Origin of the sequence: Bradyrhizobium sp. CCH5-F6 (assembly GCF_001556045.1) — a bacterium.
Taxonomy (GTDB): domain Bacteria; phylum Pseudomonadota; class Alphaproteobacteria; order Rhizobiales; family Xanthobacteraceae; genus Bradyrhizobium.
Map to the genome: position 1 here is coordinate 96,041 of NZ_LSIC01000200.1, position 22,632 is coordinate 118,672.

A 22,632-nucleotide genomic window follows, 5' to 3' on the forward strand; every position below is an offset into this window, starting at 1 on the left:
CTGGCTGGGGTTTCTAACGTTTCGATACAGGTTAACCGCAGCTTCCCCGGACTCCGCGAGCGACTGAGAGATGCGACTGCGGATGCGCACCGGGAACTCGATGCACGGCTTTCATCGTTCGATCTCACCGTCATGGCGGGCTATCGTCGCTTTCTTCAAGCCAGCGCCGGCGCGCTGCTTCCGCTCGAAGCTGCGCTCGAGCAGGCGGGCGTCTCCCGGATGTTTCCGGACTGGCCGGAGCGGTCGCGTCGCGCCGCGATCGCAGCCGACCTCGGACGGCTCGGCAGTGCCGCGCAATCCACCGTGCTCGTGCCGCCGCTGACGCCCGGTGGTGTGCTCGGCACGATGTATGTGCTGGAGGGCTCGCGGCTCGGAGCCAAGTATCTGCTGAAGCAGGTTGCGGATGCGGACGACCCCCGTATCAATGAAGCCACCAGCTATCTCAGCCATGGTGCAGGCAAGCGGCTCTGGCAGAGCTTCCTGTCGAAGCTTCAATGCGAAGCGGCTTGCGACGAGGATGAGGTGATCCAGGCGGCGCGCGCCGCCTTCGCCGCATTCGAGCAGGCGGCGGACCGCGCATGAACGAGGCGGTCAATCTCACCAATTGCGATCGCGAGCCGATCCACATTCCCGGCAGCACGCAGCCGTTCGGTTTCCTGCTCGCCGTGCTCTCGGATTTCACGATCTGCATGGCCTCGGACAATGTCGGCAGCTTCCTTGGCGTTGACGTTGCCGACCTGCTCCAGCGACCGTTGTCGAGCGTGATCTCGGAGGCAGCCGTCGAGACGATCCGCAGCCGTGTTGATCATCTTGGTGACCCGGACGCGACCGAACGGCTGTTCGGCGTGGAGCTGGAGCCGGGCAAGAGGCCCTTCGATCTTTCGATTCATCTTTCCGGCGTCTATCTGATCATCGAGGCGGAGCCGAGCGTCCACGAACCCGGCGTCAATTCCGGCGAGCTCGTGCGTTTGATGCTCGAACGGATCCGCAAGACGCGCGGCATGGCCGATCTCGCGCGGGAAGCGGCGCGCCAGCTCAAGGTGCTGACCGGCTTCGACCGGGTGATGGTCTATCAGTTTCACCCGGACGGATCGGGCGAGGTGATCGCCGAGACCGCGGAGGCGGGACTCGAGCCCTTCCTCGGCCTGCGTTATCCCGCATCCGACATCCCGCGGCAGGCCCGCGCCCTCTATCAGCGCAACTGGCTGCGCATCATCGCCGACGTCAACGCCGTGCCGGCGGCGCTGGTGTCCACGGCCACGCACAATGCCGGGCTGCTCGACCTCTCGATGAGCGTGCTGCGCTCGGTGTCGCCGATCCACATCGAATACCTGCGCAACATGGGGGTCGCCGCCTCGATGTCGGTGTCGATCCTGCGCGACGGCAAGCTGTGGGGTCTGTTTGCCTGCCATCATTATTCGCCGCGCTATATCTCGTTCGACAAGCGCACCGCATCCGAGCTGTTCGGGCAGATGTTCTCGTGGATCGTGGAGGACCGCGAGCGCGAGAGCGACGTTGCCTACGAGGCGCGTGCTCACCAGATCCAGGAACGGCTGATCGAGACCGCCGCGTCGCACGAGCATAGCCGGCGCGCGATCGTCGATTTCGTCGGCGATTACCGGAAGATGATCGAATGCGACGGCGTCGCAGTGTGGTCCGACAACAGGATCACGCTCCAGGGCGAGACGCCCACCGAGGACGAGGTCAAGGATCTCGTGGCTTTCATCAACCGGACCTCGCCGGGCCGAATTTTCGCCAGCGCCCAGATTGCTCAGGTCTATGCCGCCGGTCGTGCCTTTCGCGACCGCGCGGCGGGCTTTCTCGCCATCCCGATATCGAGGACGCCGCGCGACTGCCTGATCTTCTTCCGGCGCGAGGTTCTCCAGTCCGTGAAATGGGCCGGGGATCCCAACAAGGTCTACGATGAAGGTCCCAATGGTTCTCGGCTGACGCCGCGCAAGAGCTTCGAACTCTGGCAGGAGACGGTCGCGGGACAATCAAAACCGTGGTCGGCGTCGGACATCCGCATTGCCGAAAGCCTGCGCGTCACGCTGCTCGAGGTCATCCTGCAACTGTCGGACCTCGCCGCGCGCGAGCGACGCGGTGCCCAGGAGCGGCAGGAGCTGATGATCGCCGAGCTCAACCATCGCGTTCGCAACATCCTGAGCCTGGTTCGCGCCTTGGTGGCACAGAGCAAGGACACCGCGACCGGCGTGGAGGAATTCGCCAGCGTTCTCGGCGGCCGAATCCAGGCTCTGGCGCGCGCGCATGACCAGATCACCAACCTCAACTGGGCGCCGGTCGCGCTCCGGACGCTGGTCGAATCCGAGGCGGGCGCCTATCTCGGCGCGCGTGCCGATCGCATCAAGGTGGGTGGGCCCGACGTCGCGCTCGATCCCAAGGCGTTCGCGACGCTGGCGCTCGTCGTGCACGAGATGATGACCAATTCCGCCAAATACGGCGCGCTCGCCGATTCCACCGGCAGCGTCGAGGTGATCTGGCGGCTCGATCCGTCGTCGAGCCTCGTCATCGAATGGAAGGAGAGCGGCGGCCCGCCGGTGCAGCCGCCGTCGCGGCGCGGCTTCGGCACCACCATCATCGAACGCTCGGTGCCGTTCGATCTCAAGGGAGATGCCGAAATCCATTTCGACCTCCTGGGTGTGCAGGCGAAGTTCGTCATTCCGCCCAATTTCGTCCAGCTCCTGCCATCCATCGGAACCGCCACCATGCGCATCGAGGAACAGCAATCGGCCCGACCCAGGCTCTCCGACACGACGCTGATCGTCGAGGACAACCTGATCATCGCCATGGCCGCGGAGGTCATCCTGCTCGACCTCGGCGCCCGCCACGTCGACACCGCCGCGAGCGTCGACCAGGCGCTGCGCTCGATCGAGCGCACCCGACCAAGCTTTGCGCTGCTCGACCTCAACCTCGGCAACGAGAGCAGCATCAAGGTGGCGCAGAAGCTGAAGGAGATCGGCGTGCCCTTCATCTTCGCGACCGGCTATGGCGAGCGTGCGCCAATCCCCGTCGAGCTGGCTTCGGCGCCGGTGATCCAGAAGCCCTACACGCTGGAAGTGGTCGAGAACGCGCTCGGCAAATTGCAGGAGGCCGCCGCAGGGTAAAGCGTCCGATGCGAGCGTCATGCGGGGCCGCATGGCTTGGGCGGCCTTCGCATGCGGCTTTGCATGGCTGCCGATAATATCGGCAGCTTTTGCGCGTCACGATTCGACACGCGCGAATAAATTGAAGGTTCAATTAAGAAGTGTCCCCCATTGTGTCGCAGTGCAGCGTGGGTCGCCAGGACGCGACGTGCGGCTGCCTGGGTGGCCGTAGCGATCGCCGGAGTTGTTCGGCCCCTCGAATTCAATGCATCTGGGTGGACAGTGGGAATGCCGAAATTTCGTTTGCGGATCAGGGGACGCCTGTACGCAGGATTCATGGCCCTGGTGGCGGTCGGTCTGGTGATGGCAGTGGTGGCCGTCTGGAATTTGCGGGAGGTGCAGGATCAGGTCGCGAGACAATCAGCGCTCTCGGACAGCACGGCGCGGGTGCTGGAAATATCGGCCCATCTGCAGGCGATCCAGCGGGCCAATTTGCGCTACGTCTACGACGCCAACGAGTCTGCGATGAAAGAGGCGCAAGAGCGGGAAACTGCGGCGACCGAGCTGTTGCGGGTCGGCGTGAAGGGATCGCTCTCCGAGGAGCGGCGAGCGCTCTACAACGGCCTCATCGACGACATCGCCAAAATGCGACGCCTGCGTGACAATCTCGGCGACGCCGTCAACGATACGAGAACGGGCAAGGCGACGCTGCTGCCGAGCGGCGAGGAGCTGGCCACCAAGACGAACAAGCTCGTCGACGTGGCACGAGCCGCCGTCGATGAAGATACCGCGGCCCTCGTCGCCGATCTCGAATCGCGAATCCTGCTCGTGCGGATCGCAAACTGGCGTTTTCTGGCCCTTCGCGATGTGCAGGGTCCTGCGACCTTCAGGACGGGCGTCGACAGGGCATTACAACGGCTCGGGGCACTCGAAAAGAGCCCGCAGGCGGCGGTGTTGCGGGCCACGTTGGCGCCGGTGAAGACCTCGCTTGAAACCTACAAGACGGCGTTCGAGACGACCTCCGCAGCGATGCTTCAGGCGGACGAGATCTACAACAGGAATCTCGCGCCCCTGATCGTCGACAGCATCGGCAAGCTCAAGGTCGCGGAAACGACCCTGAAGAAGGACTACCAGGACTCGCGAAGCAATGCCGAAGCCGTGATCGCCGGCACGACCACCGTTCAGGAGATCGCCGGCGGGCTCGCCATTTTGTTCGGCGTCGTCGTCGCCTTCCTGATCGCCCGCAGCATCGTCGGTCCCCTGACCTCGATGACGGGTGCGATGGGGCGGCTTGCCGGCGGCAATCTCGATGTCGAGATTCCCGGCCGCGGCAGGGCCGACGAGATCGGCGACATGGCCAAGGCGATCCAGGTGTTCAAGGACAACATGATCGAGACCGAGCGCATGCGCGCCGAGCAGGCCGAGCTCGAGGCACGGCAGGCCGAGAACCGCAAGAAAGACATGGCCAGGCTCGCCGATCAGTTCGAGCAGGCGGTCGGAGAGATCGTCAACACGGTGTCGTCGGCCTCGAGCGAGCTCGAAGCCTCCGCAGGCACTTTGACCACGACCGCGGCGCGGGCCCAGGACCTCTCGACGGAGGTCGCCAGCGCGTCGCAGGAGGCCTCGGCCAATGTGCAGGCTGTCGCCTCTGCCACCGAGGAGCTCTCCTCGTCGGTATCCGAAATCGCCCGCCAGGTGCAGGAATCCGCCCGCATCGCCGCGGATGCCGTCGGTCAGGCGAGCAGGACCAACGCGCGCGTCGGCGCGCTCTCCAAGGCCGCCGCCCGGATCGGCGACGTGGTCGAGCTGATCAGCACCATCGCCGGCCAGACCAACCTTCTGGCGCTTAACGCCACCATCGAGGCGGCCCGCGCCGGCGAAGCCGGCCGCGGCTTTGCGGTGGTCGCCTCGGAAGTGAAGGCGCTCGCCGAGCAGACTGCGAAGGCCACCGGCGAGATCGCCCAACAGGTCTCCGGCATCCAGGCCGCGACGGAGGAGTCGGTCGGCTCGATCAGGGAGATCAGCAACACCATCGAGCGGCTGTCGGAGATTTCGTCGACGGTCGCCGCCGCCGTGGAGGAGCAGGGCGCGGCGACGCAGGAGATCTCCCGCAACGTCCAGCAGGCGGCCCAGGGCACGCAGCTGGTGTCGTCGAACATCGGCGACGTGCAGCGCGGTGCCTCCGAGACCGGCTCGGCCTCCTCGCAGGTGCTGTCGGCGGCGCGCTCGCTCTCGGCCGACAGCAACCGCCTCAAGCTCGAAGTGGCCAAGTTCCTGAACTCGGTCCACGCCGCCTGAAGTCTCGAACGCGACAGGCCACGCGCTTGCGCGTGGCCCCGAAGGGCGCGATCAGGCGACCTTGGTCGTCATGTGCTTGAACATGTTGCTGCGCGCCTCGTCGTCCATCTCGGCCTTGAAGGTGAACTTGTCCTTGAGCGCGATGGCGCGCGCGGCGGCCGGGCGCGCCGAGATCTCGTCGACCAGCCGCTTCACGTTCGGGTATCGCGCAAAGGCGTCGTCGCCGAGCTTGAACGGCACCATGCGCGCCCAGCCCCACAACGCCATGTCCACGATCGAATAATCGTCGCCGACCATGTAGCGGCGGCCTTTGAGGTGGTCGTCGAGAATCTTGTAGTGGCGATCGGTCTCGTACTGGTAGCGGTTATGGGCGTAGTCGTGGTTCTGGTCCTTCGGCGCGAAGTGCTTGAAGTGCACGGCCTGGCCCGAATAGGGGCCGACGCCGGTCGCGACGAACATCAGCCAGGACAGCAGCTCGGCGCGGTTCGAGGGCAGGAATTTGCCGGTCTTCTCGGCGAGATAGAGCAGGATCGCATTCGAGTCGAACACGATGGTGCCGTTGTCGTCGATGGCCGGCACCTTGCCGTTCGGATTGATCTTCAGAAATTCCGGCGTGAACTGCTCACCCTTGCGGGTGTCGATCTTTACCGGCTCGAAGGCCAGTCCGGACTCCTCCAGAAACAGTGCAACCTTGGTCGGGTTCGGCGATCCGTTGAAATAGAATTTGAGCATCGAGCGTCTCCCAGGTGTCTGTTGTGCGCGTGGACGCGGCGTGGTTCGGCGGCCCCTGTCTTGCCTGAATCCGTTGCGGGAGAGCAACCGGCGAGTTTGCCGGGCGGTATCTGCGCGGCACGCAGGTCAGGCGGCGTAACAAAGGCCGATGGCCGCCGTAATGACCATGGCCGCACCCGCCGCCTCCAGCCGAAGCCCGAGCCGCGCGGCCAGATGCATGTCGGAGGCCCGCGCCGCGCGCTCCGGTCCGCGGGCATAGCCGTGAACGATGACGTCGTGGTTGAAATTGTCGTGCGCCTCGTTGCTGCTGGCGAGACCGACGCAGATCACGAGCACGCCGAACAGAGCCAGGCCGAAAAATCCCAACAGTGCGATCAGGAACATCGGAAACATGCCGACCAGGAAGATCGGCAGCAGCGGCACCAGCAGCAATGTCTCGGACTGTCGTCGCATGGGAGCCGGCCCGGTCGGTGCGGGACTGATCGGGCGAGTCTAGTCCTGACGGAGGCGGCTTTCAACCGTGCCGTCATTCCGGGGGCGCGGCTGGCGCGAGCGAGGAATCCAATGGCACGTGCGACGTCGTTCGATGGATTCCGGGTTCTCGCTTTGCGAGCCCCGAAATGACGATCGAGCGGGGACCTACTCGGCCGCCATGCCGGCGCGGATCTCGGCACGCAGCTCGTCGATCAGCTTGAGGCCCTTCTTGGTCTCGACGTGCCAGAAGGTCCAGCCGTTGCAGGCCTGCGCGCCTTGCGCCACGGCGCCGATGCGGTGGATCGAGCCAACCTTGTCGCCCAGCATGATGGCGCCGTCGGCGCGCACCAGCGCACCCAGCTTCTTCTTGGCGTCGAACAGTTTCGTGCCGGGCATGATCATGCCGCGCTCGATCAGCTCGGAGAACGCGACCCGCGGCGCTTCGCGCGCGGTCATGAACGGGGCGAGGCTCTCTTCCGGCAGCGGCTCGACCGCGGCGATGCGCGCCTCGGCCGCCTTGGCGTAGGTCTTGTCGCGCTCGAAACCGATGTAGGAACGGCCGAGACGCTTTGCGACCGCGCCGGTCGTGCCGGTGCCGTTGAAAGGATCGATCACGAGATCGCCGGGCTTGGATGACGACAGCAGCACGCGCGCGAGCAGGCCTTCCGGCTTCTGCGTCGGATGTACTTTCTTGCCATCGGCGCCCTTGAGGCGCTCTTCGCCGGTGCAGAGCGGGATCAGCCAGTCGGACCGCGCCTGCACGTCCTCATTGGCGGCCTTCAGCGCCTCGTAGTTGAACGTATAGCCCTTGGCCTTCTCGTCGCGCGCGGCCCAGATCATGGTCTCGTGCGCGTTGGTGAACCGGCGGCCGCGGAAATTCGGCATCGGATTGGTCTTGCGCCAGACGATGTCGTTCAGGAGCCAGAAGCCGAGGTCCTGCATGATCGCGCCGACGCGGAAGATGTTGTGATAGGAGCCGATCACCCAGATCGTCGCCGACGGCTTCATGGCGCGGCGAGCGGCGAGCAGCCAGGCGCGGGTGAAATCGTCATAGGCGGCAAACGAATCGAACTTATCCCAGTCGTCGTTGACGGCATCGACATGGGATTCGTCGGGGCGCTTGAGATCGCCCTTGAGCTGGAGATTGTAGGGCGGGTCGGCGAACACGAGGTCGACCGAACCGGCCTGAAGCTTCGACATCTCGGCGACGCAATCGCCGAGAATGATGCGATGCGACGGAGACTCAAAATTTGTGCGGGGCGCCCTTGCAGACGCCCCGCGACGCGACTCTACCATGACTCAAGAACTCTGACTCAGGCGACGCTGTCGGCGACGCGGGACCAAACAACCGACTGGCCGTTACATTGAAGGGGCAAAGTAAAAATCGACTTAACCCGCTGCTTTTGTGAGCAGGCCTTGCGTCGTCGTTCGCGCGCGCGTCGCTGCGCGCATTCGCCGTATTTTACAGTGCATTTCGCCCTTGCTTGCGCTGCGGCAGCAATCATGGCCGCATCAAGGCTGCAAATTTCTCTCGGAAAAAACTGCTCGCCCCTCGGAAAAAATTGCTGGCATCGACATGCTGTCGCACTAGGCAATTTTTGCCGGCCACGATATTGATGAAATCAACGGAAATTTTACGTGTGTGGCGCGTTGAGCTTTCGCGCTCCTGCGCCCTCGAAACTGAATCAGGACCCCCAAGGGAAAGCCGCCATGCGTTACGATGACTTCCGCCGCAGCGACGACATCGAGGATCGTCGCGACGAAGGTGGCGGCTTTGGCGGCGGCGGCGGAGGCGGGTTCGGCCTGCCGATGGGCGGCGGCGGGCTCGGCATCGGCACCATCATCATCCTCGGCCTGGTCGGCTACGCCTTCGGCATCGACCCCCGCATCCTGATCGGCGGTGCCGAGATCCTCACCGGCGGCGGCCAGGCGCCGACTTATCAGACCGATCGCCAGGCGTCCTCCGGCAAGCGCGGCGCGCCGACCGACGAGATGGGCAGCATGATCTCCGGCATCCTCGGCGAGCTCGACGATCGCTGGACCGAAATCTTCCAGGCCAGCGGCCAGTCCTATACCGGTCCGAAGATCGTGCTGTTCCGCAACGCCACCAACGGCGGCCGCTGCGGCATGGCGCAGTCGGCGATGGGGCCGTTCTATTGTCCGCCGGATCGCACGATCTTCCTCGACACTTCGTTCTTCCGCGAGGTCGAGACGCGCTTTCGGGGCTGCTCCGGCAAGTCGGCGTGCAATTTCACCACCGCCTACATCATCGCGCACGAGGTCGGCCATCACATCCAGAACCTGCTCGGCATCATTCCGCGCGTGACGCGGCTCCAGCAGCAGGTCGGCTCGAAGGCCGAGGCGAATGCGCTCCAGGTGAAGGTGGAGTTGCAGGCCGACTGCCTGTCCGGCGTCTGGGTCAACCGCGAGGCGAAGAAGCGTCCGAACTTCCTGGAGCCCGGCGACATCGAGGCCGCGCTGACCACGGCGAGCGCGATCGGCGACGATACGCTGCAGCGCCAGTCGACGGGCCGCGTCGTGCCGGATTCCTTCACCCACGGCTCGGCGGCGCAACGCAAGCAATGGTTCATGACCGGCTACCAGCAGGGCACGGTGCAGGCGTGCAACACGTTCGGCGCCGGGGCGTTGTAACGGAGGTTTTGTGCGCCGGACGCCGCGTGAACTATGATGCGCGATTGCGCATCTGGGAATCCAGGAGTGAAGTTGTGGCCTCCATCGACGAGACGAAGCAGTTCATCCCGCTCAACATCGCGGTGCTCACCGTGTCGGACACGCGCGTGCTGGCCGACGACAAGTCCGGCCAGACGCTGGCCGATCGTCTCACCGCCGCCGGCCATCGTCTCGCCGCGCGCGAGATCGTCACCGACGACGTCGAGGCGATCCGCGCCGTGATCCGCCGCTGGATCGCGGATAGCGGCGTCGATGTCGTCATCACCACCGGAGGCACCGGTTTCACCGGCCGCGACGTGACGCCGGAGGCGATCGAGCCCCTGTTCGAGAAGCGCATGGACGGCTTCTCGATCGCGTTCCACATGCTGAGCCACGCCAAGATCGGCGCATCGACGATCCAGAGCCGCGCCACCGCCGGCGTCGCGGGCGCCACCTACATCTTCTGCCTGCCGGGTTCGCCCGGCGCCTGCCGCGACGGCTGGGACGGCATCCTTGCGGCTCAGCTCGACTATCGCACGCGTCCCTGCAATTTCGTCGAGATCATGCCGCGCCTGGACGAGCATTTGCGGCGGCCGAAGGCGCAGGGCGCGACGGTGTAAGGCGCGTTGTGCGGATGATGTCCAGTTGATCGAGGCACGGACTTCTTCCCTTCTCCCCTTGTGGGAGAAGGTGGCGCGAAGCGCCGGATGAGGGGTGCTATCCACATGCACTGACGCTCGCGGAGGCATACCCCTCACCCAAGCGAATCTGTGTCAGCCAACGGCGACGCCCATCAATGCGCACCTCGCCACGATGCGCATTTCGCCGGCAGCAAGCTCAGAGATCCCGTTCCCAGGTCTCGCCGACAAGATCCTGCCCGAAGCTGCGATGTGGCTCGGTGGCGACGAGCCTGAAACCGGCACTTTGATAGATGCCGCGCGCGGCCACCAGAATGCTCTGCGTCCACAGCGTCATCTTGCCGTAGCCCCGCTCGCGTGCGCCCTGAATGCATTGCTCGACCAGCGCGCGCCCGACACCGAGCCCCCGTGCTTTCTTCTCCACCAGCAACAGGCGCAGCTTCGCGATCTCGTCCGTGGCCTTGACCAGAAAGATCGAGCCGACCGGCTCGCCGCCCGCCTCCGCGATCCAGCAGTGCTCGCGCGTGGCGTCGTAGTTCTTGATGAACTGCGCGCAGATCTCGGCGACCAGCGCCTCGTAGCTGATGTCCCAGTCGTACTCCGCGGCATAGGCCATGGCCTGCCGGGAGATGACCCAACCCATGTCACCGACGCGATGGCTGCGCAGGATGAAAGCCGCGGGCTGGCTTCGACGTTGCTCCAGCATGGACTCGATGGTTGCCATGGCCTCCGTCAGCCGCGTCACGTCGCTGGCCGAAAGCCGAGCCAGCATGGCGGCGACCTCGTTCTGCGAGTTCAGGTTCAGCTTGGCGAAGGCCTGGCGGCCCTTGGTGGTGAGGCTGAGCTGGTATTGCCTGCGATCTGCGGGCAGGGGCCTTCGCGTGATCAGCCCCTTTTCATCGAAGCTCTGGACGATGCGGCTGAGATAGCCGGGGTCCAGACCCAGCTCGGCTCCGATCTCTTTTGCCGCGAGGTCGTCGCGATGCGCCAGTTCGTAGAGCACCCGGGCTTCGCTGAGCGAAAACGGGCTCTTTCCAAGGTGCTGGTCGAGTACACCGAGCTTGCGGGTATAGAAACGGTTGAAGGCGCGGACGGCTGCGATCTGGTCGTCGGCGACCTGTCCGGCCGCCGGGCTCGATGTCGAAGATTGGGAAGGCATGGGTCACCTCAATAATTGCCATTGTCAATTAATTGATTGACTTTGGCAAGTATCGGGTCGCTTCAACCGACCATGACGATCCGGCTGCGGAGCATGGTCCGGGAGGACCGGCCGAGCCGCCTGAGCAGCCGCGCCTCGGCATGGCGGGCTTGGGTCGGGTAATAGTGATCACGCGCGATCAGGAGCCCCTGATCGCCGAAAGGACCGACGAGCCTGCGCGCCACGGCCCGGAGAACATCGCGCAACGAGGTATTGGCGTAAGGTGAACGCGCGTAGCGGAACACTGCTGCTCGATCCCGGCCGCTGGTCGCGACGGCCTGGATGAACTGGGTGGTTTCCTCGATCCAGCCGGTCTCCAGCACGGCGCCGGCGGGCAGGAACATCAACCATGGCGACCGGGCCTGGAGCGCGCCGGCGGCGAGCGCAGCGCCTTGCGAGGGGCCCTCGAACCCGATGAAACGGCAGCCTGCGACGTCGGCAACCCGCTCGATGACCCCATTGCGGGTGCCGTCGACCAGAAGGACCTCCCGGATGACGCCTGCAGCAGCGCCGGGGACCAGCGCGGCCAGGGTTGCGACGGCCGTCTGCTCGACACCTTCGGTCGCAATGATGACGCTCAGCATGATTGAGGCTTCGGTGTCTGCACTTCGGGAGAAGCGTAGCGTGATATGATGTTGTCATAAACCCGTAGCGTTGCCGAGCGCAACTTTCCGGCGGTGCTACGGCGTGCGATGGTAAACCGCAGCCAGTCTTCGCAGCCAAATGTGTCATGCGCGGGCTGGTAATATTGCCGAATGTTTCGGCACACGCCCATCCTGACGGTATTAATCCGAAGCTTCATGGCGTCATTTCGCTGCGCGCCGTCGGTGGTCCTCTCAGAGGGAGATGCAGCTTGCAGGCAGGTGGAAAGAAGATGTGTGATCTTGGTGCCAGGGGAGGCCTCACATGAACGCCGACCAACTGCCCGTTGGCACGGCGTCGACGTCGCCGAAGCAGGAGGCTGTACCGACCTTGCGGATCCGGGCGCTGATGCTGGGCGACCGCATCAATGCGTCCGGCCTGGAGATCGGCACGCTGGTGTCCTCGACGCCGGCCGCCTTCCGCGTCCATGCCGGTCTTGCCGTGATCTTCCGCTACGGCGTCGTCGTGCTGATCGGGCTGCTACCGTCCGAGGAGAAGGTCCTGATCGACACCTTGAAGTCGCGCGTGACCGGAGAGTTCAGCCCGTACGAGGAGGAGATTGCGCAGGCGCAGCTGTGCAACGATGAAGCGGCAGAGGCGATCCAGCCGGGCGGACTGATTTGTCTCGCCAAATTCTCCGACGACCGGCTGCTGCTGGTCGCGGATGCGCTCGCCAAGAGCACGTCGCTGGCGCGCGACGAGCGCCGCGTCGCCGCGGTCTTCGACGTGATCGAGCCGTTTGCACGGGAGCTCGCCGAGCAGGGCCGCACACCGCCTGGCCGCAAGGGCATCCTGCAACTGATCGGAAGCGCGCTGCTGGTGCAGCAGCGCGTCGCCGGCCGCGTCGCCGTGGCCGAGAAACCCGACGTGCTCTGGGAAAAGCCCGAGCTCGACCGGCTCTATTCACGGCTCGAGGACGAGTACGAATTGAAGGAGCGCCTCGACACGCTCGAGCGCAAGCTCACGGCCATCTCGGAGACCGCCAACGCGCTCACCGACATCATCGACACCCGGCGCTCGCTCCGCCTCGAGATCGCGGTTGTGGTGCTGATCGTGATCGAGGTCGCGATCAGCTGCTTCCAGATCCTGACCGGCACTCACTGAGGCGCGGCGGCGCGCCGGCCATGTTGTTCCGATCGCGACTGCCACGCCGCGATTTCGGCAAGCTCGGCTTCCGGTCGTGTCCGGATCGTCTCGCAGCGTCCGAGATGAAGCTCTCCGGCGTCGCCCTCGATCGTAATCCACTCGCCTTCGGCAAGCGTGGCCTTGCCGAGCCGGGCTCGCTTCGCGACGGGATCGATCTCCAGCTCACGGCAGCCGACGACGCAGGGCTTGCCCATCTGCCGCGCCACCAGGGCCGCATGCGACGTGCGCGCACCGACCGACGTGACGATGCCGGCCGACAGGGCGAAGCCTGCGACGTCGGCCGTGCTGGTATCGGGACGCAGCAGGATGACCGGCTGGCCCGCCGCCGAGAGGCTCTGGGCGCCTTCGGACGAGAACGCCGCGCGTCCGATCGCGATGCCGCCGGAAGCGCCGATGCCTGTCGCTGCGGGTTTGCCCGGAGCAGCCAATCTGGTTTCGGTGAGCGAGGCGAGGTCGATCTCCGCAATCCGTCGCAATGCCTCGTCCTTCGAGATCAGGCCTTCATGCACGAGGTCGATCGCAATCCTGGCGGCGGCGCGCGGCGTCCGCTTGGCCGTGCGGGTCTGGAGGATCCAGAGCCTGCCGTTCTCGACCGTGAACTCGACGTCCTGGACGTCGGCGAACGCGTGCTCGAGCCGCCTCAGGACATCGCCGAGTTCTGCTTCGAGTTTCGGCAGCTCGCGGGAGATCGCCGCGGCCGTATCAGGTGCGCGTCGTCCGGAAACGACGTCTTCGCCCTGCGCATCGAGTACGAGGTCGACCATCGGGCTCCGCGCGCCCGTCGACGGATCGCGCGAGAATGCCACGCCCGCGCCGGAGGCAAGGCCGCCATTGCCGAAGACCATCGCCTGCACGGTCACGGCAGTGCCCTCGAGCGCGTCGAGGTGCTGGAGGCTTCGATAAGCCAGCGCACGCTCGCTCACCCAGGAGCGATAGACCGCTTGGGCAGCCGCCTCCAGCTGCGCGAAGGCGTCCTCCAGCCGGCCATCGGCGTGCTCCTCGATCAGCGCCAGCTCGCTGCCGGCGAGCCGCTCGAGCGCCTCGCTGTCGAGCTCACGGTCGCTGCCGGCGCCTTCGGCTGCGACGAGCTCCGAGATGCACGCGGCCAAGGCGGACCGGTCGAACTCGAGCACGGTCTCGCCAAAGCTCTCGAGGAAACGGCGCCGGCAATCCCAGGCGAGCCGCGGCCGTCCGGTCGCGCGGATCAGGCCGTGCACGGCATCGGGCGTGCAGCCGACATTGAGAACGGTGTCGAGCATGCCCGGCATCGATCGTGCCGCACCCGAGCGCACCGACACCAGGAGCGGCTGCCGGCGGTCACCGAAGCGCTTTCCGGTGGCATTCTCCAGGAACGAGATTCCCTCCTTCAAGCCATCGCGCAAGTGCCGCGTTGCGTGCGCATGGCCGGCGACGACGTCGGCGCAGAGCTTGACCGGGAGTACGAAGGCAGGCGGCACCGGCAAGCCCAGCGCGGCCATGCGGGCGAGATTGGCGGCCTTGGCGCCGATGTCTTCGGCCGGCCGCAGTTCGGCGGAGTCAGCGCCGATACGCACGATATGCATGGTGGCTTCCTCAAGCTGCGAGATCGATCATGATGTGACGGCGGAGCAGATGGCCGAACGCGGCGAAGCGGTCGGTGGCGCGCTCGACGGCGCGGGCGAGCTCGATCACCGACAGCGAGGTCGCGACGTCGAAGCCGCCGCAGAAGACCAGCGCGGTCGTCGCGCGTTCGCGGTCGTCGGCGGCATGCTCGGCGTCGATCAGGCGGGTCACGGCCGCGAGCGCGTCTTCTGAATCGGCGCGCCGCCCTTCCGGCACGTCGATCGATGCGGCGATCCCGCTCGCGGCCACTTCGGTCGCGGTCTCCGCCACTGCGCAAAGCTCGGCCAGCGATGCCAGCAAGGATGGATCGGTCGTTTGCGGCATCAGCGAGGCGATGAAGGCGGCCTGCTCCAGCTCGTCGACGGCCTCTTCGGCGCGATCGATCAACTGTCCGATCACCGGGCGGGCATTGAGGCGGTCGACCTCCTTGCGGCCCTCGAGTGCGATGCGATCGGCCTTCTGCTCGATCGCGCCGCAGCGTTGGGTCAGCAGATTGCCGTCGGCAGGCTGGCCGGCCCGCAACGCGGCGATATGGCGCGAGATGGCCGCGACGAGATCGTGGGCGAGGCCGATCTGACGCAGCACGGCGGCCAGCAGAGCCCCATCGACGCGATCCAGGTGCCGCATCAGATCGGCTTCGATCTGGTCGCGCACCGTCCTGACCGAGCGGCCCGCGAGCAGCGCCTCGGTGGCGGCGCGCAGAGACGCCTTCAGGAAATCGATTGCCGCGTTGCGGCCGAGCGCCTGATCGAGCCGCTCGCCGAAGCCGATCCGCGTGGGGGCGGCGTTCCGGACTGCGGAGCCAAGCAGATCGTTGCCCCCGAGTTCGAGGAAGCCGCGATGGCCGATCCGCTGACGCGCAGCCCATTCCAGGATGCGTGCCGCGTCCTCCTTGGCCACCCAGGTCCTGAGCAGCTTGCGGGCCTTGTTCCAGTCGATCAGAAACACCAGTGCGGCACCGACCGCCGCGAGGAATTCGTTGCGATCGGCGGCGTGTCCGGCGTGATACTGGCCGGTGACGAGATAGAACGAATTGTCTTCGCCGAGGCCGGCTGCGGTGTGACGATCGAGCCCGCTCCACGTCGCCGCGAAAGCGTCGAACAGCGAGATGAAGAATTTCGCCCGCGCGAGATGCACATCGGTGTAGGTGACGGTGACCGCGTTCTTCGTCACCGCGATCACGACGACATGGGCATCCGTGGTGCCGATGTCGTTCTGGATCAGCAGCCGGCTGCCGGCGCGTGTGGCCATGGTGTCGAGGCCTGGATGATTGAACTTGAGACTCCGCGTCGCGTTCAAGCCCTTCATGAAGGCAGCGACGGCCGGCCGGTCCTCGCTGTGCAGGCCGAAGACATGGGCGCCGTCGAGCGCTTCTTCCGAGCAGCTCGCCGCAAGCCTGTTGAGCTGCTTGTGCAGATCCATGACGAGGCGATGCAGGCTGTCGCCGCCTGCGTCAGCCACGCCGGTCAGGCGCGCGATGCGAGACGTCTCGATCTCGCCGGTGGGGTCGAGCAGGCCGGCCTTGCGGATCGTGTCGAGCCGCGCCTGCGCACTGTCGCCTTCGTTCTCCGCGCCGGCCCGGACCGCGCGGATCATGGTCGCTGCATCGTCCGCAATGTCGTGCATCAGCTTCGCAAGATCGGGCGCCGCGAGCCGGCCCTGTCCGATCAGATGGGCGCCGCCGATCAGCGCCGCGATCCCGGCGGGAGCGATGCCTGCAGTCTGACTTTCGACGCCAAGGTCGCTCGCTGGTCGGTTGGGCTCCTGCGCGTGCCGGGCCGCCGCCTGCAGTGCGCTCATCCGCACCTTGATCCGGTCATTGGCGGCGAGCCCTTCCGCCACCAGCGCGGGCAACAGGATGCTGCCTTGTCCGAGCTCTTCGATGATGTGGGTTTTCATGATCTGTCCGCATCCAGGATTGATGCGCTCTCTTTGCCGCGAAACCGCAGCGGCAGCATTGCGGCAGATCATTCATAAAAATGTCACGTGACGTGGCGTCCACGGATCAGAGCCGCGCAATGGCGCGCGATCGTCATCTCTTCGTCGGTCGGAATGACGAAGACATCGACGGCGCTGCCGTTGTCGTTGATGCGCTCGCGCGCGGCATCGTTCGCCGCGGTATCGATGCGCACGCCCATCCATGCGAGACGCTCGCCGATCGCGCCGCGGATGTCCCTGGCATGCTCGCCGATCCCGCCGGTGAAGATCAGGCAATCCAGACCGCCGAGCGTGGTCGCCATCATCGCGACAGCTTGCGCCGCACGGAAGGTGAAGAGATCGACCGCCTCTCGCGCCGCTACTTCGTCGCTCGCCAGCAACGTGCGCATGTCCGCGGAGATCCCGGAGACGCCGAGCAGGCCGGACTCGTGATAGAGAAGATGCTGGACCTCCTCGAGCGACATGTTCTCGTGTTGTTGCAGATAGAGCAGCACGCCGGGATCGATCGTGCCGCAGCGTGTGCCCATCACGAGGCCGTCGAGCGGCGTCAGCCCCATCGTGGTGTCGATGCTGCGGCCGTCGCGCAGCGCGCAGAGGCTTGCGCCATTGCCGAGATGCGCGATGACGGTGCGCTTGGCCGCGAGCTCCGGTGCGATCTCCGCGAGGCGCCCGGCGACATATTCGAAAGAGAGGCCGTGAAAGCCGTAGCGCCTGACGCCATGCGCCTCGAAGCGCCCGGGAATGGCGAAGCGGCTCGCCGGCGGCGCGAGGCCGTGGTGGAAGGCGGTGTCGAAGCACGCGATCTGCGTCAGCTCGGGCCGGATCGCCGCGAACGTGCGAACCGGCGCAAGGCAGCGCGGCTGGTGCAACGGCGCCAATGGCGTCAATGCCTCCAGCTTCGCGGTGATGTCGTCCGTCAGCGCGACCGGGCCTGAATGATCCGGCCCGCCGTGAACGATGCGGTGACCGACCGCCCGCAGGCTGCGTTCGCCGAACCGGTCCCCGATGAAGGCGAGCACCTCGGCGAACAGATGACCGCCGGCAGGGTCGGGCGCCTCCCTCCGCGTCTCGAACAAGTCTTCGCCGGCGGGGCTCTTCACCACGAGCCGGGGTCTTGCCTCGTGCTCGTCGAGCATACCCTTGCACAGCAGGGTGGGCTCGGGCGCCGAGATGTCGAACAGGCCAAACTTGATGCTCGACGATCCGGCGTTGAGCGCGAGCACGCTGTCCGACATCGCGTCAGTCTCCGGCTTCCGCGGGCGTGGTGCCGCCCGCGCTGTTGGGCCAGACCCAGTCCCGGATCTCCGGCATGTCCTCGCCGTGCTCGCGGACATAGCGGGCGTGTTCGATCAGCTTGTCGCGCAATTGCTGCTTCACATGCGCCGCCTTGGTCGCGAGTCCCGGCACGCGCGCGATCGCCTCGATTGCGAGATGGTAGCGGTCGAGCTCGTTGAGCACGACCATGTCGAACGGCGTCGTCGTGGTGCCTTCCTCGGCGAAGCCCCGCACATGCATGCCGCCATGATTGGTGCGGTTATAGGTCAGCCGGTGGATCAGATAGGGATAGCCGTGATAGGCGAAGATCACAGGCTTGTCCGACGTAAACAGGCCGTCGAAGTCGTGGTCGGAGAGGCCATGCGGATGCTGCTCCCTGGGTTGCAGCGTCATGAGGTCGACGACGTTGACGACGCGGATCTTCAGGTCCGGCAGCGCCTTGCGCAGGAGGTCGACGGCGGCGAGCGTCTCCAGCGTCGGCACGTCCCCGGCGCAGGCCATCACCACGTCGGGCTCGCCCTTTCCATCCTCCGTTCCGGCCCAGGTCCAGATGCCGATGCCGGCATCGCAGTGCGTCGCTGCGTCCTGCATCGAGAGCCATTGCGGCGCCGGCTGCTTGCCGGCGACGATGACGTTGATGCGGTTGTAGGTGCGCAGGCAGTGATCGGCGATCCACAACAGTGTGTTGGCATCCGGCGGGAAGTAGATGCGGACGATGTCGGCCTTCTTGTTGGCGACGAGATCGACGAAGCCGGGGTCCTGATGGCTGAAGCCGTTATGGTCCTGGCGCCAGACATGCGAGGTCAGCAGATAGTTGAGCGAGGCGATCGGGCGCCGCCACGGCAGCTCGCGCGCGACCTTCAGCCATTTGGCATGCTGATTGAACATGGAATCCACGATGTGGATGAAGGCCTCGTAGCAGGAGAAGAAGCCGTGCCGTCCGGTGAGCAGATAGCCCTCGAGCCAGCCCTGGCAGAGATGCTCGCTCAAGACCTCCATCACGCGGCCGTCTTGGGCAAGGTGCACGTCGTAGGATTCGATCGGCTCCATCCAGACGCGTTCGGTGGCCTCGAACACGGCATCCAGCCGGTTTGAAGCAGTCTCGTCCGGGCCCATGATGCGGAAATTGCGCTCTTGGGCGTTGAGGCGGATGACGTCGCGCAGGAATTTGCCGAGCTCGCGCGTCGCTTCGCCCATGGCGCCGCCGGGCTGCGGCACCTCGATTGCGAAGCTGCGGAAGTCCGGCAGCTTCAGTTCCCTCTTCAGGAGGCCACCATTGGCATGTGGGTTGGCGCCCATGCGCCTGACACCTTCGGGCGCGAGTGCTTGAAGCTCGGGAAAAAGAGCGCCGTTCGCGTCGAACAGTTTTTCGGGCTCATAGCTGCGCATCCAGTCTTCGAGCACTTTCAGGTGCGCCGGATTCTCGCGGCAGCCGCTGACCGGCACTTGATGCGCGCGCCAAAACCCCTCGACCTTCTTGCCGTCGACTTCCTTCGGTCCCGTCCAGCCCTTCGGGCTGCGCAGCACGATCATGGGCCAGCGCGGCCGCTGGACGCTTTCCCGCCCGTCGCGGGCATGCTGCTGGATCGAACGGATGCTGGCGAGCGCGACGTCGAGCGCGTCCGCCATGGTCTGGTGCATCAATTTGGGGTCGTCGCCCGCGACGAACAGCGGCTCATGGCCGAACCCGCGGAAGAGATCGCGGATCTCTTCGTCCCGCATCCGCCCGAGCACGGTTGGATTGGCGATCTTGTAGCCGTTGAGATGCAGGATCGGCAGCACGGCGCCGTCATGGGCCGGGTTCAGGAACTTGTTCGAATGCCAGGACGCCGCGAGCGGGCCGGTCTCGGCCTCGCCGTCGCCGACCACGCAGGCGACGATCAAATCAGGATTGTCGAAGGCCGCGCCATAGGCGTGCACCAACGCGTAGCCGAGCTCGCCGCCTTCGTGGATCGAGCCCGGCGTTTCCGGCGCCGCATGGCTCGGGATGCCGCCGGGGAAGGAGAACTGCCTGAACAGCTTGCGCAATCCCTCCGCATCGCGCGCGATATCGGGATAGATCTCGCTGTAGCTGCCTTCCAGATATGTGTTGGCGACCATGCCCGGGCCGCCATGGCCGGGACCGCAGACATAGATGACGTTGAGGTCCAGCGCGCGGATGGCGCGGTTGAGATGGGCGTAGATGAAGTTCAGCCCGGGCGTCGTGCCCCAATGTCCCAGCAAACGCGGCTTGATGTGCTCGGGCCGCAACGGCTCGCGCAGCAGCGGGTTGTCGAGCAGGTAGATTTGCCCGACCGAGAGGTAGTTGGCGGCGCGCCAATAGCGATCGAGCAGATCGAGATCGCTGCTCGCGGCAGCCGATTGTTGTTGATTTGTCATGTTGTTGCGACCCTTCACCCGGCGATCGTCACCAACCTTGTTCCGGCGCGATCGATCCGTCGCGGGATCAAATCGGAACGCGGTGACAACGGTGTTGCGTGATGTCAAAGGCGTGCGCCCGAACTTTGGGCGGTTACTGTGCATGGGTTTGTTTTCACGATTTTCGTTTGTGTTCTTGATTTGTTCCTTTCTCGTGTTATCTTGGCTCCATGAGTCCAGCATCTTCACATGCTCTCAAGCACCCGCCGGTCACGGCGCCCTCCGAGCCGGCGGGTGCGCCTTTAGATTTCCCCGAGCTTGGCGTCGCCATCGACCGCGTGCGCAGGCGAGGGCGGGGCGCACAATCCAATGCCAGCGGCCGCTATGAGGCCGAAGCCCGCGTCGCCTTCGACGATGGCTGGCAAAGCCTGGAAGAGCTGCCGCCGTTCAAGACCACGGTCGCAGTCGACACGTCGCGCAAGGTGATCACCCGAAACGACTCACCCGACATCGGCTTCGACCGCTCGATCAATCCCTATCGCGGCTGCGAGCACGGTTGCGTCTACTGCTTCGCGCGGCCGACCCACGCCTATCTCGGCCTGTCGCCGGGGCTCGACTTCGAGTCGAAACTGTTCGCCAAGCCCGAGGCGCCGGCGTTGCTGGAGAAGGAGCTCGCCGCCTCTGGCTACGAGCCGCGGATGATCGCGATCGGTACCAACACCGATCCCTATCAGCCCATCGAGCGCGAGCGGAAGATCATGCGCGGTATCCTCGAGGTGCTGGAACGCGCCGGCCATCCGGTCGGCATCGTCACCAAATCGGCGCTGGTGATGCGCGACATCGACATTCTCGCGCGCATGGCCAAGCGCAACCTCGCCAAGGTCGCGATCTCGGTGACCTCGCTCGATCCGAAGCTGGCGCGCACCATGGAGCCCCGGGCCTCGACGCCGCCGAAGCGGCTGGAGGCGCTGAAGTTGCTTTCGGAGGCCGGCATTCCCACCACCGTGATGGTTGCGCCCGTGATCCCCGCGCTCAACGATTCCGAGATCGAGCGCATCCTCGATGCCGCCGCCCATGCCGGCGTCAAGGAAGCCTCCTATGTGCTGCTGCGGCTGCCGCTGGAGGTGCGCGATCTCTTCCGCGAATGGCTGATGGCGAACTATCCGGACCGCTATCGCCACGTCTTCACCCTGATTCGCGACATGCGCGGCGGGCGCGACTACGATGCGAAATGGGGCGAGCGGATGAAGGGCACCGGCCCGATGGCCTGGACCATCGGCCGCCGGTTCGAGATCGCCTGCGACAGGCTCGGCCTCAACAAGCGGCGCGCCAGGCTGACCACGGATCACTTCGCGCGGCCGAAGCGGAACGGCGATCAGCTCAGCCTGTTCTGAGACGGGCAGAGCGAGCGAGGTCCAATCGAGGTGGGCGAGGATCGCCGGGTGCATCTGGCGGAGTAGGCGGCCGGCCTGAATAACGGGAATTATCCTGGGTTCCCGGTTGCGCTGGCGAAGCCCCTTGCGCACGATCCCGGCCATGATTCGGGACAAGTCCGCCAGGAACCCAGCCACAGACGCGCCGAAAACGGAGGCCGCGAAGAAGGCTGCGCCTGCCAAGGCGGCCAGGATGCTTGTGGCTAAGACGCCTGCGGCCAAGGCTCCGAAGGTTCCGGCCGGCAAGAAAGGCATCATTGCCATTGCTCCCCCGAGCTTTCGCCGCGAGCGCGCACTGATCAAGCGCGGCATCTGGCCGGTTGCCGGTTGCGACGAGGCCGGCCGCGGCCCGCTGGCGGGCCCCGTCGTGGCGGCGGCTGTGATTCTCGACCCCGACCGCATCCCGCGTGGCATCGATGATTCCAAGCGGCTGACCGCCGAGGAGCGCGAGAAGCTGTTCGACAAGATCTGCGCCACCGCGCAGGTCTCGGTCGCCGTCGCCTCGCCCTCGCGGATCGACCGCGACAACATCCTGCGTGCCTCGCTGTGGGCCCTGAAGCGCGCCGTGGTGGCGCTGCCCGAGCCGCCTAGGCACGTCTTCGTCGACGGCCGCGACCGGCTCGACACCGAATGCGATTGCGAAGCCGTGATCGGCGGCGACGGTATCGTGCTGTCGATCGCAGCGGCGTCCATCGTCGCCAAGGTGACGCGCGACCGGCTGATGTGCGCGCTCGCGCAGGATTGCCCCGGCTACGGCTTCGAGCAGCACAAGGGCTACGCCGTGCCCGAACATCTCGATGCGCTCGACCGGCTCGGCCCCTCCATTCACCACCGCAGCTTCTTCGCCCCCGTCGCCGCCGCCCGCGCCAAGCACATGCCCTGGACGGTCGAGCCGGTGCAGGACTTGTTCTCCGTCGCCGAGGTCGAGGTGCAGGTGGACGCCCAGATCGAGATCAGCGCTTCCACGAATCTTTAGAGCCGCCCCGCAGCTTCCGCCTTGTCATGGCCGGGACAAGCCCAGCCATGACGAGCTTGCCGCGCAACAGCCCTTGTGCGTCACTCCGCAAGAACGGGGAGAGGTTGCAGACCGACGTTGCCACGACGCGCAGTGCCCCTTATCAAAG

17 protein-coding genes are annotated in these 22,632 nt (G+C 65.7%); 8 read left to right on the forward strand and 9 right to left on the reverse strand.

From position 1 onward, the window contains the following. Positions 1 to 132: 132 nt before the first annotated feature. The 3 genes from AX729_RS35475 to AX729_RS35485 all read left to right on the forward strand — a co-directional run bounded on the left by AX729_RS35475 (position 133) and on the right by AX729_RS35485 (position 5,402). Entirely contained in the window at positions 133 to 582 is a 450-nt protein-coding gene (locus AX729_RS35475) for a biliverdin-producing heme oxygenase (protein WP_349643778.1), read from the forward strand. Further along, entirely contained in the window at positions 579 to 3,125 is a 2,547-nt protein-coding gene (locus AX729_RS35480; RefSeq protein WP_061029165.1) for an HWE histidine kinase domain-containing protein, read from the forward strand. Before AX729_RS35475 ends, AX729_RS35480 begins: the two co-directional genes overlap by 4 nt. A gap of 267 nt (positions 3,126 to 3,392) precedes the next feature. After that, a complete protein-coding gene (locus AX729_RS35485; protein WP_061029167.1) occupies positions 3,393 to 5,402 on the forward strand; it encodes a methyl-accepting chemotaxis protein in 2,010 nt (669 codons plus the stop codon). Between the two features lie 51 nt (positions 5,403 to 5,453). Here AX729_RS35485 and AX729_RS35490 read toward each other — a convergent pair whose 3' ends face one another. The 3 genes from AX729_RS35490 to AX729_RS35500 all read right to left on the reverse strand — a co-directional run bounded on the left by AX729_RS35490 (position 5,454) and on the right by AX729_RS35500 (position 7,904). Further along, the gene (locus tag AX729_RS35490; RefSeq protein ID WP_061029169.1) at positions 5,454 to 6,134 is read right to left on the reverse strand and encodes a glutathione S-transferase family protein; all 681 of its coding nucleotides are present in this window, start codon (positions 6,132 to 6,134) and stop codon (positions 5,454 to 5,456) included. A 126-nt stretch (positions 6,135 to 6,260) separates the two neighbouring features. After that, positions 6,261 to 6,587 (reverse strand): hypothetical protein, encoded by a 327-nt coding sequence (locus tag AX729_RS35495; protein WP_061029170.1) that lies wholly within the window; start codon positions 6,585 to 6,587, stop codon positions 6,261 to 6,263. 186 nt (positions 6,588 to 6,773) lie between these two features. After that, positions 6,774 to 7,904, reverse strand: coding sequence for a site-specific DNA-methyltransferase (locus AX729_RS35500; protein WP_061029172.1), 1,131 nt, complete (start codon positions 7,902 to 7,904; stop codon positions 6,774 to 6,776). 414 nt (positions 7,905 to 8,318) lie between these two features. Here AX729_RS35500 and ypfJ point away from each other — a divergent pair, with 414 nt between their 5' ends. Next, positions 8,319 to 9,260: a KPN_02809 family neutral zinc metallopeptidase gene (gene ypfJ, locus AX729_RS35505; protein WP_061029174.1), complete on the forward strand. Its 942-nt coding sequence runs from the start codon at positions 8,319 to 8,321 to the stop codon at positions 9,258 to 9,260. A 74-nt stretch (positions 9,261 to 9,334) separates the two neighbouring features. Continuing rightward, positions 9,335 to 9,898 carry a molybdenum cofactor biosynthesis protein B gene (gene moaB, locus AX729_RS35510; RefSeq protein WP_061029175.1) on the forward strand — a complete coding sequence of 188 codons (564 nt, stop codon included), beginning with the start codon at positions 9,335 to 9,337 and terminating at the stop codon, positions 9,896 to 9,898. 217 nt (positions 9,899 to 10,115) lie between these two features. On the opposite strand, the gene AX729_RS35515 is transcribed toward moaB, so the two are convergent. Both AX729_RS35515 and AX729_RS35520 read right to left on the reverse strand, forming a co-directional pair. Continuing rightward, entirely contained in the window at positions 10,116 to 11,075 is a 960-nt protein-coding gene (locus AX729_RS35515; protein WP_061029177.1) for a bifunctional helix-turn-helix transcriptional regulator/GNAT family N-acetyltransferase, read from the reverse strand. Between the two features lie 62 nt (positions 11,076 to 11,137). Continuing rightward, on the reverse strand, positions 11,138 to 11,698 hold the full coding sequence (locus AX729_RS35520) for a glycosyltransferase family protein (RefSeq protein WP_061029179.1): 561 nt from the start codon (positions 11,696 to 11,698) through the stop codon (positions 11,138 to 11,140). A gap of 322 nt (positions 11,699 to 12,020) precedes the next feature. Between AX729_RS35520 and AX729_RS35525 the strand changes: the two genes are divergently transcribed. Continuing rightward, the gene (locus AX729_RS35525) at positions 12,021 to 12,860 is read left to right on the forward strand and encodes an RMD1 family protein (RefSeq protein ID WP_061029181.1); all 840 of its coding nucleotides are present in this window, start codon (positions 12,021 to 12,023) and stop codon (positions 12,858 to 12,860) included. On the opposite strand, the gene AX729_RS35530 is transcribed toward AX729_RS35525, so the two are convergent. The 4 genes from AX729_RS35530 to AX729_RS35545 form a co-directional block, all read right to left on the reverse strand. Continuing rightward, entirely contained in the window at positions 12,854 to 14,464 is a 1,611-nt protein-coding gene (locus tag AX729_RS35530) for a PEP/pyruvate-binding domain-containing protein (RefSeq protein WP_061029183.1), read from the reverse strand. The genes AX729_RS35525 and AX729_RS35530 overlap by 7 nt on opposite strands. Positions 14,465 to 14,474: 10 nt before the next feature. Next, the gene (locus AX729_RS35535) at positions 14,475 to 16,403 is read right to left on the reverse strand and encodes a hypothetical protein (RefSeq protein ID WP_061029244.1); all 1,929 of its coding nucleotides are present in this window, start codon (positions 16,401 to 16,403) and stop codon (positions 14,475 to 14,477) included. Positions 16,404 to 16,486: 83 nt separating this feature from the next. Then, entirely contained in the window at positions 16,487 to 17,677 is a 1,191-nt protein-coding gene (locus AX729_RS35540) for an acetate/propionate family kinase (protein ID WP_061029185.1), read from the reverse strand. A gap of 4 nt (positions 17,678 to 17,681) precedes the next feature. Then, positions 17,682 to 20,096: a phosphoketolase family protein gene (locus AX729_RS35545; protein ID WP_061029247.1), complete on the reverse strand. Its 2,415-nt coding sequence runs from the start codon at positions 20,094 to 20,096 to the stop codon at positions 17,682 to 17,684. Between the two features lie 209 nt (positions 20,097 to 20,305). Between AX729_RS35545 and AX729_RS35550 the strand changes: the two genes are divergently transcribed. Both AX729_RS35550 and rnhB read left to right on the forward strand, forming a co-directional pair. After that, complete coding sequence (locus AX729_RS35550; RefSeq protein ID WP_061029187.1) at positions 20,306 to 21,469, forward strand: PA0069 family radical SAM protein; 1,164 nt, start codon at positions 20,306 to 20,308, stop codon at positions 21,467 to 21,469. 142 nt (positions 21,470 to 21,611) lie between these two features. Beyond that, positions 21,612 to 22,484 carry a ribonuclease HII gene (rnhB, locus tag AX729_RS35555; protein ID WP_061029249.1) on the forward strand — a complete coding sequence of 291 codons (873 nt, stop codon included), beginning with the start codon at positions 21,612 to 21,614 and terminating at the stop codon, positions 22,482 to 22,484. Positions 22,485 to 22,632: the final 148 nt, after the last annotated feature.

Coding starts and splice junctions, on each gene's coding strand:
- AX729_RS35475 (WP_349643778.1), top strand. CDS start 133: ATGGCGGGCTATCGTCGCTTTCTTCAAGCCAGCGCCGGCGCGCTGCTT.
- AX729_RS35480 (WP_061029165.1), top strand. CDS start 579: ATGAACGAGGCGGTCAATCTCACCAATTGCGATCGCGAGCCGATCCAC.
- AX729_RS35485 (WP_061029167.1), top strand. CDS start 3,393: ATGCCGAAATTTCGTTTGCGGATCAGGGGACGCCTGTACGCAGGATTC.
- AX729_RS35490 (WP_061029169.1), bottom strand. CDS start 6,134: ATGCTCAAATTCTATTTCAACGGATCGCCGAACCCGACCAAGGTTGCA.
- AX729_RS35495 (WP_061029170.1), bottom strand. CDS start 6,587: ATGCGACGACAGTCCGAGACATTGCTGCTGGTGCCGCTGCTGCCGATC.
- AX729_RS35500 (WP_061029172.1), bottom strand. CDS start 7,904: ATGGTAGAGTCGCGTCGCGGGGCGTCTGCAAGGGCGCCCCGCACAAAT.
- ypfJ (WP_061029174.1), top strand. CDS start 8,319: ATGCGTTACGATGACTTCCGCCGCAGCGACGACATCGAGGATCGTCGC.
- AX729_RS35515 (WP_061029177.1), bottom strand. CDS start 11,075: ATGCCTTCCCAATCTTCGACATCGAGCCCGGCGGCCGGACAGGTCGCC.
- AX729_RS35520 (WP_061029179.1), bottom strand. CDS start 11,698: ATGCTGAGCGTCATCATTGCGACCGAAGGTGTCGAGCAGACGGCCGTC.
- AX729_RS35525 (WP_061029181.1), top strand. CDS start 12,021: ATGAACGCCGACCAACTGCCCGTTGGCACGGCGTCGACGTCGCCGAAG.
- AX729_RS35530 (WP_061029183.1), bottom strand. CDS start 14,464: ATGCATATCGTGCGTATCGGCGCTGACTCCGCCGAACTGCGGCCGGCC.
- AX729_RS35535 (WP_061029244.1), bottom strand. CDS start 16,403: ATGAAAACCCACATCATCGAAGAGCTCGGACAAGGCAGCATCCTGTTG.
- AX729_RS35540 (WP_061029185.1), bottom strand. CDS start 17,677: ATGTCGGACAGCGTGCTCGCGCTCAACGCCGGATCGTCGAGCATCAAG.
- AX729_RS35545 (WP_061029247.1), bottom strand. CDS start 20,096: ATGACAAATCAACAACAATCGGCTGCCGCGAGCAGCGATCTCGATCTG.
- AX729_RS35550 (WP_061029187.1), top strand. CDS start 20,306: ATGAGTCCAGCATCTTCACATGCTCTCAAGCACCCGCCGGTCACGGCG.
- rnhB (WP_061029249.1), top strand. CDS start 21,612: ATGATTCGGGACAAGTCCGCCAGGAACCCAGCCACAGACGCGCCGAAA.